The organism is Kineococcus gypseus, assembly GCF_050871305.1.
Taxonomy (GTDB): domain Bacteria; phylum Actinomycetota; class Actinomycetes; order Actinomycetales; family Kineococcaceae; genus Kineococcus; species Kineococcus gypseus.
Window position 1 is genome coordinate 1 of the sequence record NZ_JBJLRD010000042.1, and the last position, 15,954, is coordinate 15,954.

A 15,954-nucleotide genomic window follows, 5' to 3' on the forward strand; every position below is an offset into this window, starting at 1 on the left:
CGGCGAGCGCACCCGGGAGGGCAACGACCTGATCGCCGAGATGGCCGAGGCCGGTGTCTTCGACAAGACCGCGCTGGTCTTCGGGCAGATGGACGAGCCGCCGGGCACGCGCCTGCGCGTGGCGCTGAGCGCGCTGACGATGGCGGAGTACTTCCGCGACGTGCAGAAGCAGGACGTGCTGCTGTTCATCGACAACATCTTCCGCTTCACCCAGGCCGGTTCGGAGGTCTCCACGCTGCTGGGGCGCATGCCCTCCGCGGTGGGTTACCAGCCGACCCTGGCCGATGAGATGGGCGTCCTGCAGGAACGCATCACGTCGGTGAGGGGGAGGTCCATCACGTCCCTCCAAGCCGTGTTCGTCCCCGCGGACGACTACACGGACCCCGCGCCCGCGACCTCGTTCGCGCACCTGGACGCGACCACGGAGCTCTCCCGCGAGATCGCCTCGCGCGGTCTGTACCCGGCGGTGGACCCGCTGGCCTCGACCAGCCGGATCCTGGACCCGTTGTACATCTCCAAGGAGCACTACGACACCGCGGTGCGGGTGAAGCAGATCCTGCAGCGCAACAAGGAGCTGCAGGACATCATCGCGATCCTGGGTGTGGACGAGCTGAGCGAGGAGGACAAGCTGACCGTCTCGCGGGCGCGGCGCATCCAGCAGTTCCTGTCGCAGAACACGTACATGGCGGAAAAGTTCACCGGGGTGGCCGGCTCGACGGTGCCGTTGAAGGAGACGATCGAGGGCTTCTCGAAGATCGCCGACGGGGAGCTGGACCACGTGGCGGAGCAGGCGTTCTTCAACGTCGGTGGCCTGGAGGACGTCGAGCGCAACTGGGCCCGCATCCAGAGGGGGAGCTGAACCGCCGCTACCCCAGGTGCTCGTCGGCGGCGTCCTGGTCGGACTCGAAGATGCGGACCTCCACGATCCTGCCGTCGCGCACCCGGTACGTGTTCAGCCGCAGCAGCTCGAAGGGCCCACCACCCGCCGGTCCCGCACCCTCGCCGACCTCACCACCCTCACCGTCCCCGGGGCCGCCGAGCACCTCGCGCACCAGCACCCCCACGTGCTCGCGGCCCTCCAGCACGTCCAGGACCTCCACGCGCGCCCGGCCACCGAAGCGCTCCAGGACGGCACGGATGTAGCCCTCCACCTCGGCGCGCCCCTGCTTGCGCCCGGCCAGCGCGGATCGCCCGGGGACGTAACCGGTGACGTCGGGGGCGAAGTGGTCGAAACCCTCCTCCCACCGGCCCGCCGTCATGGCCCGCAGGTAGCTGTGCACCACGTCCGCCGCACCCATCTCAGCCTCCCTCGCCGGAACCCGCCGGAACCCGTTGACACCCGTCGTGCGTGGTCCTGCCCGCGGTGGCGGTGCGCGGTCGATCGCGCGGACCCCTGCAGGGTAGGGAGGCAGCAGCCGGATACACAACCATGGTTGTGCGGTTGAACCGCCGGGCTCCGGGCGGGTTCAGCGCGGCGGGGCGACGGCGCGGCGCACCGCGGCGGCCAGCGCCGCCCTGCGCCGCTCGTGCACCGCGGCGGGGTCGTCCGCCGCGGCGGCGAGCAGGATGCTGGCCGGGCTCCAGGACATCGCCATGGCCACGACGAGGGAGAGCACGTCGGCGGGGTCGAGGTCCGGGTCGACGTGGCCGTCGCGCTGGGCAGCGGCGATCAGCGCCACCTTGGGCGCGCTGTGGTCGACGCCGTCGGCGAAGAGATCCCCGCCGTCGCCGTGGCGCTCGAGCCGGGACCACGTGGCCAGGCGCACGGCCTGCGGGTGGCGCAGGTAGGCGTCGTAGAGGGCGGTGGCGTAGCCCGGAAGGTCGGCGCCGTCCAGGGGCGCGGCGTTGACGATGAGCTCGAAGTGCTCGTCCAGCACGGCGTCGAACAGGCCGTCCTTGCTGCCGAAGTAGGCGTACATCTGCGCCTTGTTCGAGCGCGCCGCCACCGCGATGCGGTCCACCCGCGCCCCGGCGATGCCGTGGGCGGCGAACTCCTCGGTGGCGGCGTCGAGCAGCCGTCGCCGGGTGGCCGCAGCGTCTCGCACGCGCCCAGGGTACGGGCGACCGACCGGTCGGTTGTCTCGGCGGGGATGACGGGCTACCGTCACTACCGACCAGTTGGTAGCTTCACGTCCCCTCGGGAGCGACATGCCCGGCCCCTCCACCGCCACCGCCCACCAGGCCTCCTCCCCCGGCGCCCCGCTGCTGCCCGTGCGGATCACCCGCCGCGCGCTGCGGCCCGACGACGTCGCGGTCCGCGTCACCCACTGCGGCGTCTGCCACAGCGACCTGCACGCGCTGCGCGACCCCGGCGGCACCTTCCCGCTCGTGCCCGGCCACGAGTTCGTCGGCGAGGTCACCGCCGTCGGGGAGGAGGTGCGCGGCTTCGCCGTCGGGGACGCCGTCGCGGTCGGCAACATCGTCGACTCCTGCGGCACCTGCGACATGTGCCTGACGGAGCAGGAGAACTACTGCCGCGAGTTCCCGACCCTGACCTACGGCGGGCGCGACCGCCACGACGGCTCGCCGACGCTGGGGGCGTACTCCACGGCGGTGGTGGTGCGCGAGCGCTTCGTCCACCACCGCCCCGCCCACCTCGACCCCGCCGGCGTGGCGCCCCTGATGTGCGCCGGCATCACCGTGTGGGAACCCCTGCGGCGCTGGGGCGCCGGCCCCGGCACCCGCGTCGGCGTCGTCGGCCTCGGCGGGCTCGGGCACCTGGCGGTCAAGCTGGCCGCGGCCCTGGGCGCGCACGTGACCGTCTTCACGACCTCCGCCGCCAAGGCCGCGGACGCCACCGCCCTCGGCGCGCACCGCACCGTGGTCTCCACCGACGGCGAGGCGATGGCCGCCGCGCGCGGGTCCTGCGACCTGGTGCTGGACTGCGTGCCCGTCGCGCACGACCCGGCGCCGTACCTGCGGGTGCTGGCCCTCGACGGGACCCTGTGCTCGCTGGGGCACCTCGGCCCGGTCACCGTCGAGACCACCGACCTGCTCGTGGGACGCAAGTCGCTGGCCTCGGCCGGCAGCGGCGGGCACCGCTGGACCCGGGACCTGCTGGATTTCGCCGGCCGCCACGGCGTCACCGCCGACGTCGAGGTGCTGCCCTCGGCGCAGGTGGGCACCGCCCTGGAGCGCCTGGCGCGCGGCGACGTGCGCTACCGCTTCGTCCTGGACCTCTCCGACCTGCAGCACCCGTGAGGCCCCCCGCGGGCGCACCGCAGCCGTGATCTTCCCCTTCCGGGCGCACGGGCGGTCGGGCACACTCGCGCCGTGGAGCGTCAGGAGTTCGGTGCGGCCGTGCGCGCGCTGCGCGAGGCCACCGCCCCCGCCGCGGTCGGGCTGCCGGCGGGGAGCCGCCGGGTGCGCGGGCTGCGGCGCGAGGAGCTCGGCGAGCTCGCCGGGATGTCCGCGGACTACGTCCGCCGCCTGGAGCAGGGCCGCAGCCACCCCTCCGCCGGCGTGGTCAACGCCCTCGCCCGAGCGCTGCGCGTCGGGCGGGCCGACTACGAGCGGCTGTGCGCGCTGGCCGGCTACGCCGCCGCCGACGGGCGGGTGCCCACCGACCTCGGCCCGGGCGCGCGGCGGCTGCTGGAGCGGTTCTCGGACACCCCCATGATCGTCTCCGACGCGGCGATGAACGTCGTCGCCGTCAACAGCGCGTTCCTGGCCCTGGAGCACTGGAACCTCACCGGCGACCGCTGGCAGTGGAACGTCGCCTGGCGCCTCTTCCGCGACCCGTTCGAGGCCTTCAAGCAGTCCGCGGCCGACGCCGACGACAACGAGGCGGTCCTCGTGACGCAGCTGCGCAGCTCGCTGCTGCGCTACCCCGCCGACACCTCCCTGGCCGCGATGGTCGACGACATGCGCACCCGCAGCCGCCGCTTCGACGCGCTCTGGCGCGCACCGCGGCCGGTGGCGGCCTACGAGAGCAGCGCGACGATCACCCAGTCCGACGGGGGGTCGGTCACCGTGGTGGGCAACCTCATCTCCATCCCCGGGGACGACCTGGCGGCCGTGATGCTGACCGCGGCCCCGGGCTCGGCCGACGAGGCCCGGCTGGCGGAGCTGGTCGCCGCGAGCGACGGGCGGGCCGTCGTCGAGGTGGGCCGGGAAGCGGGTCAGGAGGTGGGTCAGGAGGCGGGCCGGAAGGTGGGCCGACTCGGCCCAGGCTGAGCGCGCCGGGACCTGCGAGCGTCGAGGACGTCACCAGGACCGCGGAACGGATCCGCGGGGCAGGCCGGTGGCACCCACGAGAGCAGGTGCAGCGGTGAAGGCAGTGCGCTTCCACGAGTTCGGCGGTCCCGAGGTCCTGCGGTACGAGGACGTCGAGACGCCCGTCCCCGGCCCGGGCGAGGTCCGCGTCCGCGTCGCCGCCACGTCGTTCAACGGCGTCGACGCGAACATCCGCGCCGGGTACATGCAGGGCCCGATCCCCGTCGCCCTCCCGCACACCCCCGGCCTCGACGTCGCCGGCACGGTCGACGCGCTCGGGCAGGGCGTGCAGGGCCTCGCGGTCGGCGACCGGGTCGTCGGCTTCCTGCCGATGACCGCGCCCGGCGCCGCCGCCGAGCACGTCCTCGCGCCGGCGGAGCTGCTGACCGGGGCCCCCAGGGACCTCCCGCTGGCCGACGCGGCGGCCCTGCCGGTCGTGGGCCTGACCGCCTGGCAGGCGCTGTTCGACCACGGCGGCCTGCGGGCCGGGCAGCGGGTCCTCGTCAACGGCGCCGGCGGCGCCGTCGGCGGGTTCGCCGTGCAGCTGGCCGTGGAGGCCGGCGCCCACGTCACCGCCACGGCCAGCCCGCGCAGCGCCGTCCGGGTCAAGGCCGCCGGCGCCGACGAGGTCGTCGACCACACCCTCACCGACGTGGCGGCGGCGGTGACCGAGCCCGTCGACCTCGTCCTCAACCTCGCCCCGCTCGCCCCGCAGCAGCTGGCCGCGCTGGTCCCGCTGGTCCGCGACGGGGGCAGGCTCGTCAGCACCACCGTGTGGGTGCCCACCCCCTCCGACGAGGAGCGCGGTGTGCGCGGGACCGACCTGTTCGTGCGCAGCGACGCCGACCAGCTCGCCGACCTCGTCGCCCGCGTGAACACCGGCGAACTGCTCGTCGACGTCGCCGAGCGGGTGGACCTGGCCGACCTGCCCGCGCTGCACGCCCGCGCCGGCGCCGGGGACCTGCCCGGCAAGGTCGTCGTCCTCGCACCCGCGGCCTGACACGGGCGCACCACCGAGAACCCCCACCCCTGGAACCAGAGAACCCCCGAGAGGAACACGACGATGCGAACCATGAAGGCCGTGCGCTTCCACGAGACCGGCGGACCCGAGGTGCTGCAGCACGAGGAGGTCGAGCTGCCCGTCCCCGGCCCCGGGCAGGTGCGCGTGCGGGTGGCGGCCTCCGCCTTCAACGCCGCCGACAACGGCATGCGCGCCGGTTTCCTGCCCATCCCGGTGCAGCTGCCGCACGTGCCCGGCTACGACGTCTCCGGCACGGTCGACGAGCTCGGCGAGGGCGTCGACGGCCTGCGGGTCGGCGAGGCGGTGATCGGTTTCCTGCCGATGGAGCGCGACGGCGGCGCCGCCGAGCACGTCCTCGCCCCCGCCGAGGCGCTGGTCGCGGCGCCCACCACGATCCCGCTTCCCGACGCCGCCGGCCTGCCGTCGGTGGCGCTGACGGCCTGGCAGTCCCTGTTCGACGAGGGTGAGCTGCGGGCCGGTCAGCGGGTGCTGATCGTCGGGGCGGGGGGCGTGGTGGGCAAGTACGCCGTCGCGCTGGCGGAGCGCGCCGGCGTGCACGTCGTGGCCACCGCCAGCCCGCGCAGCGCCGAGGCGGTGCGCGCGGCCGGCGCCGACGAGGTCGTCGACCACACCCGCACCGACCTGCTCAGCGCCGTCGAGGGGCAGGTGGACGTCCTGCTGAACCTCGCCCCCCTCGACCCCGAGGAGTTCACCGAGCTCGTGGCGCTGGTGCGCGACGGCGGGAAGGTGGTCAGCACCACCGCGTTCATCCCCACCCCCGGCGACGAGTCCCGCGGCGTGCGCGCGGTGACCGTCTTCGTCCGCCCGAACCGCGAGCGCCTGGCCGAACTGGTCGCCCTGGTCGACGCCGGGCAGCTGCACGTGGAGGTCACCCGCCGCATCGCGCTGGCGGAACTGCCCGCCCTGCACGCCGAGGCCGCCGCCGGGCGCATCCCCGGCAAGGTGGTCGTCCTGCCCGAGTGAACCTCGCACGACCCCACCCACCACCCCACCCACCACCCCACCCAGGAGGAACCCGTGTCCGCACGACCGATCGTCACCGTCATCGGCGCCACCGGGACCCAGGGCGGCGCGGTCGCGCGCACCCTGCTGGCCGACGGCACCTCCGCCGTCCGCGCCGTCACCCGCGACGCCACCTCCGCGAGGGCGCGCGCCCTCACCGACCTCGGCGCCGAGGTCGTCGAGGCGGAACTGACCGACCGGGGTAGCCTGCGCCGCGCGTTCGACGGCGCGCACGGCGCGTTCCTCGTCACCCCCTTCTGGGAGCACCGCTCCCCCGAGCGGGAACTGGCCGAGGTCCGCACCCTCATCGCCGCCGCGCAGGACGCCGACCTGCGGCACGTGGTGTGGTCCACGCTGGAGGACACCCGGCGGGCCATCCCCGCCGACGACCGGCGCATGCCCTTCGTCGGCGACGGCTACCGGGTGCCGCACTTCGACGTCAAGGGCGGTGCCGCCGACGCCCTCTTCGCCGCCTCCGGGCTGCCGGTGACGTACCTGCTGATGTCGTTCTACTGGGACCAGCTGCTCGGCGACCTGGCGCCGCAGCGCGACGACGACGGGACCCTCGCCCTGCACCTGCCCGTCGGGGACGCCCCGGTCGCCGGCGTCGCCTCCGACGACATCGGCCGCGTGGTGCTGCGCGTGCTGCAGGACCCCACGACCGTCGGCGCCAGGGTCGCCGCGGTCAGCGACGTCCTCACCGGCGAGCAGGTGGCCGCCGCGTTCACCGAGGTGCTCGGCGAACCCGTCGCGTACCGGCCGCTGACACCGGAGCAGTTCCGGGGCTTCCCCGTGCCCGGCGCGGTGGAGCTGGGCAACATGTTCCAGTACTACGCCGACTTCCCCGACGCCTACAACGGGCAGCGCGACCCGGCCGCGGCGCACGCCCTCAACCCCGACCACGTCACCCTGGCCGGCTTCCTCGCCGAGCACCGCTCCCGGCTCGACGCGCTGGCGCGGTCGTGAACCCCGCCGCGCACCGCCGCGGACCCCGCGGCGGTGCGCGACGTCAGTTGACGATCTCGCCGCGCTCGTCGGCGCGGAGGGCGGCCAGGCGCTCCCGCCACGTCCGCAGCTCCTCGGGCGTCAGGCGGGTCCACTCGGCGACCTCGCCGACGACCTCCAGCGGAGCCGCGCTGCGGTAGGAGCGGGTGGGGTTGCCGGGGAACCTCCTGTCGGTCACGTTCGGGTCGTCCTCGTAGTCCCCGGTCGGCTCGACGACGTAGACGCGGGGCGGGCCGTTCCCGGCGGCCAGCTCCGCGGCGAGCCCCGCACCGTCGCGCAGCGCGGTGAAGTAGACGTGGTTCATCACCACCTCGGGGCGGTAGTTGGACCGGAAACCCGGCCTGAGCAGGTCACCGGCACGCAGGTCGGCCCGCGTGCCGTGGAAGAACGGTCCCTCGTCGGACGCTCGGCTCACCGCAGCAGGGTAGGCGGGCGGCGTCCTGCGCGCGGGCACGGCGCGCGTCCCACGGTCGCCGCGCCCGGCGGCCTACGGTGCCCGCGAGCGCCGCCGGCGGCCGGCGGCCGCGACGCCGAGGAGGGCACCGTGCACGAGACCGACCACGCGAACCCCGTGCTGGACAGCGGCGACCGGCTGTGGGCGCCGCGCACCGACGGGCTGTGGGAGTCCAGCGACCGCATCATCACCACGCGCCAGCTGCTCGAGGACGCCTTCGGCCCCACCCGCCCGGCGCAGCCCGCCCTGCCGTGAGCGCCCCGCCCGACGGCCCGGCCGGCGCGGGCGGCGCGTGGGACGCCTCGCGTGCGGCGTTCGCCGACGCGGCGGGCTGGTTCGCGCGCACCACCGCCGCCGTCGGGGACCGCTGGGCCGGACCCGGCCTGGGCGAGTGGGACGTGCGGGCCCTGGTCGGCCACACCAGCCGCTCGCTGCTGACCGTGGAGGAGTACCTGGGCCGGCCGGCGGCGGGCGCGCAGGTCGGCTCCCCCGCCGGCTACGTGCGCGCCACCCGCGCGATCGCCGCCGGGCCGGCGGTCGCGCAGCGCGGGCGCGACGCCGGCGCCGCCCTCGGCGCCGAGCCCGCCGCGGCGGTGGCGGCCCTGGCCGGGCGGGTCGTGGCGCTCGTGGGCACCTGCGACGGCACCGAGCTGCTCACGACGGTGGCCGGCGGGATGCGCCTGGCGCAGTACCTGCCCACCCGCACGTTCGAGCTGACCGTGCACACCGCGGACCTGGCCGCCGCGCTGGGCGAACCGCTGGAGGTGCCCGCGAGCGCGGCGGCGCAGGCGCTGGCCCTGGTGTCGGACCTCGCGGTCGGCGACGGGCGCGCCGGGCCGCTGCTGCTGGCCGCGACCGGGCGGCGGGGCCTGCCGCCGGGGTGGTCGGTGCTGTGAGCGCTGCGGGCGCTGCGAGCGCCGGTCGCGGCGGGGCCGTTCAGGCGGTCGCGCCGGTGCGCTCCCAGCCGCGCACCGGGCCCACCCGCGCCGAGAGCGGGTAGCGCGCCGGGTCGCGCTCGCCGGTCCCGGCGAACTCGAACAGGCTGACCACCAGGACCAGCGGGTAGGCGGGCGACTGCTCGACGGTGCGCAGGAGGGCGCCGTCGGCGTAGCAGCGCGTGCGCCGCCCGTCCCACTCGACGGCGTAGGCGTGCGGCTCGCGGGTGTCGAAGGGCACCGGAACGTCGGCGACGTCGTCGCGCAGGTGCGGGTCGTGGTGCGCCTTGACGCCCGAGCGCACCGCGGAGGCGCGCTCGCCGGCCGCCGAGCCGAACAGCTCCGCCACGCACAGCTCCCCGGACTCCCCGGGCTCGTCCTCCAGCCCCACCAGCCACAGCGCGCTCATGCCCGCCGGGTCCGCCGGCGCGCTCAGCACCGCCTCCACCACCCCGCGCGAGGGCGTCCACAGCGCCCGGCGGGGCACCGGGGTGCGCACGCGCAGGTCGGGGCGGTGCCGGTGCTGGCCGGTGGTGGAGCCGGCCGGGCCGCAGGTGACGCCGGTCTGCAGGCTGGACACGCGCAGACCGCCGTCCTCGGGCCGCCACGCCGGCTGGTCGGCCTCCACGAGCAGGCGGAGCCCGTCGCGGGGCCCGTCGCCGCGCCCGTCGCCGGGCGCCCAGCGGGCCGCGGAGCGCTCGGGGGTGCTCCAGTGCGGCATGTAGTGCGCGACCCAGCGCGCCGGGTCCGGTGCGGGGCCGGTGAGGTCGTCGCGGAAGACCTCGCGCAGCCCCGTGCGCTCCAGCCGCTCCCCCGGTACCGCGTCCACGACCCCTCCCGGCCCGCCCGCCCCTGCCGCACCCCGCCGCGGACCACGGTGCCAGGGCGGCGGTGCCGCCCGCCGGGGTTTCCGCGCGACGGGTGGGACCGGCCCCGCCGGGGTAGGGGGAGGACATGCCCAGCGACGTCTCGAAGGTCTCCGAGCTGCACCAGCGCCTGCACGCGGTGCAGTCCGCCTACCAGGGCGACGAGGAGCGCCCCCTGGGCGGCTTCGTCGTCCTCATGGGCGTCTACGCGAGCGCCGTGGGCGGGGCGAGCCTGCTGGCCCGCGCGCGCGGCCGCTCCCTGCCCGACCGCTTCACCGCCGGCGACCTGGCGCTGCTGACGCTGGCCACCCACCAGGGCAGCCGGCTGCTGACCAAGGACGCCGTCACCGCGCCGTTCCGCGCCCCGTTCACCCGCTTCGCCGGCTCGGCCGGCGAGGGCGAGACGATGGAGGAGGTGCGCGGCCAGGGGCTGCGGCACTCGATCGGCGAGCTGCTGACCTGCCCGTTCTGCGCCGGGGTGTGGGTGGCCACCGGCTTCGTGGCCGGCGGGGTGCTCGCCCCGCGGCTGACGCGCAGCGCCGCGGCGATGCTCACCGCCGTGTTCGGCTCCGACGTGCTGCACCTGCTGTACGACAGCGCCAAGCACCTGCCCGAGCGGGCCCAGCCGCAGGGCTGAGCGCGCCCGGCACGGCTCAGCGCCGCGCCGGGGCCGTCCCGGTGCCCGCGGCGCCGCGCGGCAGCGCCAGGACGGCCAGCGCGGCGCTGGCCGCGACCGCCACCGCGAACGCCCACCCGGTGCCGGCGCCGTCGGCCAGCGCGCCGGCGACGGAGGCGCCCAGCGCGATGCCCAGCACGGTGCCGCTGGTCAGCAGCGCCATCGCGGCGCCGCCGGAACGCTCCCCGCCGGCCTCGGCGGTCACGGTGTTGAGGGTGACCATGGCGGGGCCGACGAAGAACCCGGTGAGGAACGTCGCGGGCACCAGGGCCGCGGTGCTGCCCACCGCGGCGGCCATCGCCAGGGAGCCGACGAGCAGGCCGGCGCCGCTGAGGAACCAGCGCCGGCGCAGGGACACCGAGGCGGGCACGAGCACCACCGCGAGCGCGGTGATCGTCGAGCCGACGGCGAGCGCGGCGTAGACGAGGGAGCCGTCGGAGGCGCGGCCGGCGTCGGTGGCGGCGGCGGTCAGCGCGGTCTGGGTGCCGCCGAAGACCGCGCCCATCGCGAGCATCCCCGCCACCGGCAGCAGCACGGAGGGCCCGCGCCCGGCGCGCCCGGCCGCGGCGGCGGGCGCGGACCCGGAGGCGGCGGCGGCCGCACCGGGCGCGGTGACGCGGGCGGTGCGGTGCAGGGCGAACGCCGTGGTGAACACCGCGGTCAGGGCGGCGACCACGAGCAGCGGCGCGCCCGCCCCCACGGCGAGCGCGACCAGGCCGACGGCGACCGGGCCGGCGACGAAGGACAGCTCGTCGACGACGCCCTCGTACGCCAGGGCGGTGCGCACGTCGGCGGGCGACAGGAGCATCCAGCGCACCCGCGAGAGCGGGCCGACCTGCGGCAGCGTCAGGCCGGTGAGGAACGCCGCCGCCAGCAGCAGCGGCACCGGTGCCCGCCCCAGGCAGAGCACGAGGGCGGCCAGAGCCAGCAGGTGCGCGGCGACCAGCGGCAGCAGCACGCGCCGCTGCCCGTGCCGGTCGCACAGCACGCCGGTGCCGGCCGAGCCGAGGGCCTGCCCGATCGCGGTGGCGGCGCTGGCGGCGCCGCCGGCGGCCAGCGAGCCGGAGGTGGCGGTCACGGCGGTCAGGCCGGCGATGGGCACCATCGACACCGGCAGGCGCGCGAGCGCGGAGACGAGCAGGTAGGGCCGGCCGGCCAGCGCGGGCAGCCGGCCGTAGGCGGCCAGGGCGCCGCGCGGCACGCGGGGGGCGCCGGCGGTGCGGGCGCGCGGCGGGGTGAGGACGTCGTGGTGGTCCACGGGGTGGGTAGCCTCCAGTGCGGCGGCGCCACCCCCAGCCACTGAGGCGCCCGGACCCTGGACTACGGCGTCCAGGGTACGTCGGGCCCCCGCGGCGCACCACCGCGATCACCGCCCGTCCCACCGGCGGGTGCGCGGCGGGGACACGGCGGGGGCGCGTCACTAGGCTCCGGTCATGGCAACGCGCAACGTCGTGGTCGTCGGCGCCAGCGCCGGGGGCGTGGAGGCGCTGCGCACGCTCGTGGGCGGGCTGCCGGTCGACCTGCCCGCCACCGTCCTGGTGGTGCTGCACGTGCCGCCCACGGGCGTCAACGCCCTCGCGGCGATCCTCGACCGCGCCGGGCCGCTGCCCGCGCGGGCCGCCCGGCACGGCGAGCACCTGCGGCCCGGGCAGGTGCTCGTGGCGACCCCCGACCTGCACCTGGTGCTCTCCGACGACCACGTCCTGCACAGCGCCGGGCCGCGCGAGAACGGCCACCGCCCCGCGGTCGACGTCCTCTTCCGCTCCGCGGCCCGCGCGGTGGGTTCGCGGGCGGTGGGCGTGGTGCTCTCGGGCACCCTGGACGACGGGGCCGCCGGGCTGGTGGCGATCCGCGGGCGCGGCGGGCTCGGCGTGGTGCAGGACCCGGCGGACGCGCTGTACGCGGGGATGCCGAACAGCGCGATCGCGGCCGCGCACCCCGAGCACGTGCTGCCGGTGGCGCGCATCCCCGAACTGCTGGCCGAGCTGGTGCGCACCGAGGCGCCGCCGACCCCGCCGGCCACGGACCTGCTCGAGGAGGAGTACGCCATGGCCCGCTTCGACCTGGACGCCATCGGCGGCGACGAGCACCCCGGCACCCCCTCGGGGTACGCCTGCCCGGACTGCTCCGGCGTCCTGTGGCGCATCGAGGAGGCCGGCATGGTGCGCTTCCGCTGCCGGGTGGGGCACGCCTGGAGCCCGGAGAGCCTGCACGCGGAGCAGACCTCGGCGATGGACAGCGCGCTGTGGATGGCGCTGCGCAGCCTGGAGGAGCGCGCCGCGCTGAGCCGGGAGATGGGCGAGCGGGCGCAGCTCAGCGGGCACCGGCTCTCGGCGCAGCGGTTCCTGGAGCGCGCGGCGGAGACGGAGACGGCGGCGCGCACGATCCGCGACCTGCTGACCTCGCGCGCCGACGCCGGCGGCGCCGTACAGGTGCCCGACGACGAGGCGATCGGCTGACGCGGTGGCGGACGCGCGGGACGGGGTGGACGCGGTGAGCGGCGTGGACGAGGTGGACGGCGTGGACGGCGCGCCGGGCGCGAGCGCGCTGGACGGCGCGGACGGCGTGGGCGGCGCGGACGGCACCGGCTCGCCCGGGACGGCCGAGGAGTTCGAGGACCTCCTGCAGCACCTGAAGGAGGCGCGCGGGTTCGACTTCACCGGCTACAAGCGGCCCAGCCTGGAACGGCGGGTGCGTCGGCGCATGAGCGACGCGGGCGTGGCGCGCTACGAGGAGTACCGCGACCTGCTGGAGGTGGACGGCGAGGAGTTCACGGCGCTGTTCAACACCGTCCTCATCAACGTCACCTCCTTCTTCCGCGACCCCGACGCCTGGGCGCGGCTGCGCACCGACCTGCTGCCGGCGCTGCTGGAGCGGCGCCCCCGCGGGCCGGTGCGGGCGTGGAGCGCGGGGTGCGCCTCCGGGCAGGAGGCCTACACGATCGCGATCTGCCTGGCCGAGGCGCTGGGGCCGGAGGCGTTCCGCGAGCGGGTGAAGATCTACGCCACCGACGTCGACGAGGAGGCCCTCGCCCACGCGCGCACCGCCGCCTACGCCGAGCGCGAGGTGCGCAGCCTGCCGCCGGAGCTGCGGGAGAAGTACTTCGAGCAGCACGGCAACCGGTACGTCTTCCGCCCCGACCTGCGCCGCTCGGTCATCTTCGGCCGCGCCGACCTCGTGCAGGACGCGCCCATCTCGCACGTGGACCTGCTGACGTGCCGCAACACGCTCATGTACCTGACCGCCGAGGCGCAGGCGCGCATCGCCGAGCGGCTGCACTACTCGCTGCAGCCCGACGGGGTGCTCTTCCTCGGCAAGGCGGAGATGCTGCTGAGCCAGAGCGCGCTGTTCGCCCCGGTGGACCTGAAGAACCGCCTGTTCCGGCGGCTGGGCGCCGCGCGCCCGTCGGCGCGCACGACCACGGCGGTGCCGGTGCCCCACGCCTCCTCCGCGGACGACGCGGGGCTGCGCGCGGAGGCGCTGGCGGCCAGCCCCCTCGCCCAGATCGTGCTCGACCAGGCCGGGCGGGTGGTGCTGTCTAACCACCGCGCGGACGCGCTGTTCGGCACCACGGCGGCCGACGCGGGGCGCCCCTTCCAGGACCTGGAGGTCTCCTACCGGCCGGTGGAGCTGCGCTCGGCGGTGGAGCAGGCGCACGCGCAGCGGCGCACCGTGTGGATCCGCGACGTGCAGGTGCAGCGCCCGCGCACCCCGCCGCAGTGGTTCGACGTGCAGGTCGTGCCCCTGCGCAGCCCGCAGGGGCACGTGCTGGGCACGGCGGTCGTCTTCGTCGACGTCAGCCGCTCGCGGCAGCTGCAGGACGAGCTGGAGGAGGCGCACCGGCAGCTGGAGACCGCCTACGAGGAGCTGCAGTCCACCAACGAGGAGCTGGAGACCACCAACGAGGAGCTGCAGTCCACCGTCGAGGAGCTGGAGACCACCAACGAGGAGCTGCACTCGACCAACGAGGAGCTCGAGACGATGAACGAGGAGCTGCAGTCGATGAACGACGAGCTCCAGAGCTCCAACCACGAGCTGCGGCTGCGCACCGACGAGGTCAGCGCCCTGAACGCCTACATGGAGGGCGTCTTCGCCGGCCTGCGCGTCGGCGTCGCCGTCGTCGACGCCGACATGCGCGTCACGGTGTGGAACGCGTGGGCGGCCGACCTGTGGGGGGTGCGCGCCGACGAGGCCGCCGGCCAGCACCTGCTCAACCTCGACATCGGCCTGCCCCTGCACGCCGTGGCCCCGGCGGTGCGCGCGGCGCTGGCGGAGGGGGAGGAGTCGAAGGCCGTGCTGGACGCGGTGAACCGGCGCGGGCGCCCCGTGCGGGTGCAGGTGTCGGTCGTCGCCCTCGCCGGCGCCCCCGGCACCCCCGCCGGGGCGCTGGTCGTCATGGAGCAGCAGGGGCCGGAGCCCGACGCCCGCTGAGGCCGCCCCGGCGCCTCAGCCGGCCGCGCGCCGCTGCGCGCGCTCGTGCGCGGCGGCCAGCAGCGGCACCAGCTCCCGGCGCGAGGGGTCGGCGACGACGAGCGCGGCGAGGTCGCGCACCTTGACGTTGCGGTCCTGGCTGAGGGTGGTCAGGGCGGTGAAGGCCTCCTCGACGCCGCAGCCGATCCACGCGGCGACGACCCCCTTCGCCTGGTCGATCGTCGCCCGCGAGCCCAGCGCGGTGCGCAGGTGCTCGGCGGTGGAGCGCAGCTCCTCCACCCGGCGCAGGTCCTGCAGGACCGCCTCGGCGGCGCGGGCGAAGACGAGGGCGCGCTCGAGGTCGCGCGCGCCGGTGAGGTCGGCGCCGGCGGGGCCGTAGACGCCCAGCACCCCGACCACCTCCTCCTCGATGCGCAGCGGCAGCGCGAGGACGGCGCGCACCGCCGTGGCGGCGGCCGGCCCGGCCAGCGCCGGCCAGCGCGGGTCGGCGGTGACGTCGGTGCAGGTGACGGGCGCGGCGTCGGCCCACGCCTGCGGGCACGGGCCCTGGTCGGCCCTCCACTGGGCGCCGTCGAAGGCCTGCGCCTGCTCGGAGTCGGTGGCGCTCTCGCGCGGCGAGCGCGGGTCGCCCAGCAGCACGCTGGACCACGAGGCGCCGGGCAGGGCGCGGGTGGCCAGCGCCGCGACGGCGGCGAGCACCTCGTGCGTGCCGGCCTCGCCGACGGGCAGGGCGGCCAGGCCCGCGACCGCCTGCAGCGCCTGCTCGGCGTCGCGGTCGGCGCGCTCGCCGGTGTCGGTGCCGCGCGGCGCCAGGACCCAGGTCAGCGCCGCGGCGGGCGCGGTGCGCGGCGCGGCGGCGGTGACGACGACGCGCACCGCCACCGGTGCGCCGTGGCGGGGGGCGAGGGTGAACTCCCCCGCCGCGCTGCCGCGGGTGGCGGCGGTGGACAGCAGCGTGCGGGCGCGGGAGCGGTCGGCGGGGACGACGAAGGCCTGCACGGGCTTGCCGACCAGGCGCGGGGCCGGCACGCCCAGCAGGTCGGCGGCCGCCCGGTTCGCGCTGGTCACCGCGCCGGCCGCGCCGGTGCTCAGGAACGGCACGGGCACGCTGGCGACGACGGTGGCCAGCACCTCGCGGGCGGCGACCTCGCGGGCCAGCAGGTCGTCGATCTCGCGCTGCTGGGCGGCGAGCTCGTCGTCGGCGACGGCCAGCTCCTCGCTGACCACCTGCAACCGCTCCAGCAGCAGCTCGGGGTCGCGGGTGCCCGCCCCCGCCCGGCCCGCGGACCGGACGGCCTCGTCCCCCTGGCTGCTCACGTCGCCTCCCG

At 76.6% G+C, this 15,954-nt stretch carries 17 protein-coding genes; 11 read left to right on the forward strand and 6 right to left on the reverse strand.

Going from position 1 to position 15,954, the window contains the following annotated elements; translation table 11 throughout:
• Positions 1 to 859: F0F1 ATP synthase subunit beta (gene atpD / locus ACRYMN_RS15150; protein ID WP_432496717.1), on the forward strand; the 859-nt coding region annotated here is incomplete at its 5' end.
• A 7-nt stretch (positions 860 to 866) separates the two neighbouring features.
• Here the strand turns inward: atpD and ACRYMN_RS15155 are convergent.
• Both ACRYMN_RS15155 and ACRYMN_RS15160 read right to left on the reverse strand, forming a co-directional pair.
• The gene (locus tag ACRYMN_RS15155; protein WP_432496720.1) at positions 867 to 1,298 is read right to left on the reverse strand and encodes a nuclear transport factor 2 family protein; all 432 of its coding nucleotides are present in this window, start codon (positions 1,296 to 1,298) and stop codon (positions 867 to 869) included.
• Between the two features lie 168 nt (positions 1,299 to 1,466).
• Positions 1,467 to 2,045, reverse strand: coding sequence for a TetR/AcrR family transcriptional regulator (locus ACRYMN_RS15160; protein ID WP_432496723.1), 579 nt, complete (start codon positions 2,043 to 2,045; stop codon positions 1,467 to 1,469).
• A gap of 103 nt (positions 2,046 to 2,148) precedes the next feature.
• Here ACRYMN_RS15160 and ACRYMN_RS15165 point away from each other — a divergent pair, with 103 nt between their 5' ends.
• The 5 genes from ACRYMN_RS15165 (at position 2,149) to ACRYMN_RS15185 (ending at position 7,225) form a co-directional block, all read left to right on the forward strand.
• Positions 2,149 to 3,201: an NAD(P)-dependent alcohol dehydrogenase gene (locus tag ACRYMN_RS15165; protein WP_432496726.1), complete on the forward strand. Its 1,053-nt coding sequence runs from the start codon at positions 2,149 to 2,151 to the stop codon at positions 3,199 to 3,201.
• A 72-nt stretch (positions 3,202 to 3,273) separates the two neighbouring features.
• Positions 3,274 to 4,176 (forward strand): helix-turn-helix domain-containing protein, encoded by a 903-nt coding sequence (locus ACRYMN_RS15170; protein WP_432496729.1) that lies wholly within the window; start codon positions 3,274 to 3,276, stop codon positions 4,174 to 4,176.
• A gap of 94 nt (positions 4,177 to 4,270) precedes the next feature.
• Entirely contained in the window at positions 4,271 to 5,215 is a 945-nt protein-coding gene (locus ACRYMN_RS15175) for an NADP-dependent oxidoreductase (RefSeq protein WP_432496731.1), read from the forward strand.
• Between the two features lie 72 nt (positions 5,216 to 5,287).
• Positions 5,288 to 6,220: an NADP-dependent oxidoreductase gene (locus ACRYMN_RS15180; protein ID WP_432496821.1), complete on the forward strand. Its 933-nt coding sequence runs from the start codon at positions 5,288 to 5,290 to the stop codon at positions 6,218 to 6,220.
• Between the two features lie 54 nt (positions 6,221 to 6,274).
• A complete protein-coding gene (locus ACRYMN_RS15185) occupies positions 6,275 to 7,225 on the forward strand; it encodes an NmrA/HSCARG family protein (protein WP_432496733.1) in 951 nt (316 codons plus the stop codon).
• A 43-nt stretch (positions 7,226 to 7,268) separates the two neighbouring features.
• On the opposite strand, the gene arr is transcribed toward ACRYMN_RS15185, so the two are convergent.
• Positions 7,269 to 7,679 (reverse strand): NAD(+)--rifampin ADP-ribosyltransferase, encoded by a 411-nt coding sequence (gene arr / locus ACRYMN_RS15190; protein WP_432496735.1) that lies wholly within the window; start codon positions 7,677 to 7,679, stop codon positions 7,269 to 7,271.
• Positions 7,680 to 7,808: 129 nt separating this feature from the next.
• Between arr and ACRYMN_RS15195 the strand changes: the two genes are divergently transcribed.
• Both ACRYMN_RS15195 and ACRYMN_RS15200 read left to right on the forward strand, forming a co-directional pair.
• On the forward strand, positions 7,809 to 7,973 hold the full coding sequence (locus ACRYMN_RS15195; RefSeq protein WP_432496737.1) for a hypothetical protein: 165 nt from the start codon (positions 7,809 to 7,811) through the stop codon (positions 7,971 to 7,973).
• Positions 7,970 to 8,614 (forward strand): maleylpyruvate isomerase N-terminal domain-containing protein, encoded by a 645-nt coding sequence (locus tag ACRYMN_RS15200; protein ID WP_432496740.1) that lies wholly within the window; start codon positions 7,970 to 7,972, stop codon positions 8,612 to 8,614. Before ACRYMN_RS15195 ends, ACRYMN_RS15200 begins: the two co-directional genes overlap by 4 nt.
• Positions 8,615 to 8,654: 40 nt before the next feature.
• On the opposite strand, the gene ACRYMN_RS15205 is transcribed toward ACRYMN_RS15200, so the two are convergent.
• The gene (locus ACRYMN_RS15205) at positions 8,655 to 9,482 is read right to left on the reverse strand and encodes a glycoside hydrolase family 16 protein (protein WP_432496742.1); all 828 of its coding nucleotides are present in this window, start codon (positions 9,480 to 9,482) and stop codon (positions 8,655 to 8,657) included.
• A 125-nt stretch (positions 9,483 to 9,607) separates the two neighbouring features.
• On the opposite strand from ACRYMN_RS15205, the gene ACRYMN_RS15210 reads away from it, so the two are divergent.
• Positions 9,608 to 10,156, forward strand: coding sequence for a DUF1360 domain-containing protein (locus ACRYMN_RS15210; RefSeq protein WP_432496745.1), 549 nt, complete (start codon positions 9,608 to 9,610; stop codon positions 10,154 to 10,156).
• 16 nt (positions 10,157 to 10,172) lie between these two features.
• Here ACRYMN_RS15210 and ACRYMN_RS15215 read toward each other — a convergent pair whose 3' ends face one another.
• The gene (locus ACRYMN_RS15215; RefSeq protein ID WP_432496747.1) at positions 10,173 to 11,453 is read right to left on the reverse strand and encodes an MFS transporter; all 1,281 of its coding nucleotides are present in this window, start codon (positions 11,451 to 11,453) and stop codon (positions 10,173 to 10,175) included.
• A 175-nt stretch (positions 11,454 to 11,628) separates the two neighbouring features.
• Here ACRYMN_RS15215 and ACRYMN_RS15220 point away from each other — a divergent pair, with 175 nt between their 5' ends.
• Both ACRYMN_RS15220 and ACRYMN_RS15225 read left to right on the forward strand, forming a co-directional pair.
• The gene (locus tag ACRYMN_RS15220) at positions 11,629 to 12,654 is read left to right on the forward strand and encodes a chemotaxis protein CheB (protein WP_432496750.1); all 1,026 of its coding nucleotides are present in this window, start codon (positions 11,629 to 11,631) and stop codon (positions 12,652 to 12,654) included.
• Between the two features lie 106 nt (positions 12,655 to 12,760).
• Positions 12,761 to 14,626, forward strand: a complete 1,866-nt coding sequence (locus ACRYMN_RS15225) for a CheR family methyltransferase (RefSeq protein WP_432496823.1) — start codon at positions 12,761 to 12,763, stop codon at positions 14,624 to 14,626.
• 15 nt (positions 14,627 to 14,641) lie between these two features.
• Here ACRYMN_RS15225 and ACRYMN_RS15230 read toward each other — a convergent pair whose 3' ends face one another.
• Positions 14,642 to 15,943: a GAF and ANTAR domain-containing protein gene (locus ACRYMN_RS15230; protein WP_432496753.1), complete on the reverse strand. Its 1,302-nt coding sequence runs from the start codon at positions 15,941 to 15,943 to the stop codon at positions 14,642 to 14,644.
• Positions 15,944 to 15,954 lie beyond the last annotated feature (11 nt).

What these genes read in the sequence shown, in the direction of transcription:
- ACRYMN_RS15155 (WP_432496720.1), bottom strand. Translation starts at nt 1,298, where the DNA reads ATGGGTGCGGCGGACGTGGTGCACAGCTACCTGCGGGCCATGACGGCG.
- ACRYMN_RS15165 (WP_432496726.1), top strand. Translation starts at nt 2,149, where the DNA reads ATGCCCGGCCCCTCCACCGCCACCGCCCACCAGGCCTCCTCCCCCGGC.
- ACRYMN_RS15180 (WP_432496821.1), top strand. Translation starts at nt 5,288, where the DNA reads ATGAAGGCCGTGCGCTTCCACGAGACCGGCGGACCCGAGGTGCTGCAG.
- ACRYMN_RS15210 (WP_432496745.1), top strand. Translation starts at nt 9,608, where the DNA reads ATGCCCAGCGACGTCTCGAAGGTCTCCGAGCTGCACCAGCGCCTGCAC.
- ACRYMN_RS15220 (WP_432496750.1), top strand. Translation starts at nt 11,629, where the DNA reads ATGGCAACGCGCAACGTCGTGGTCGTCGGCGCCAGCGCCGGGGGCGTG.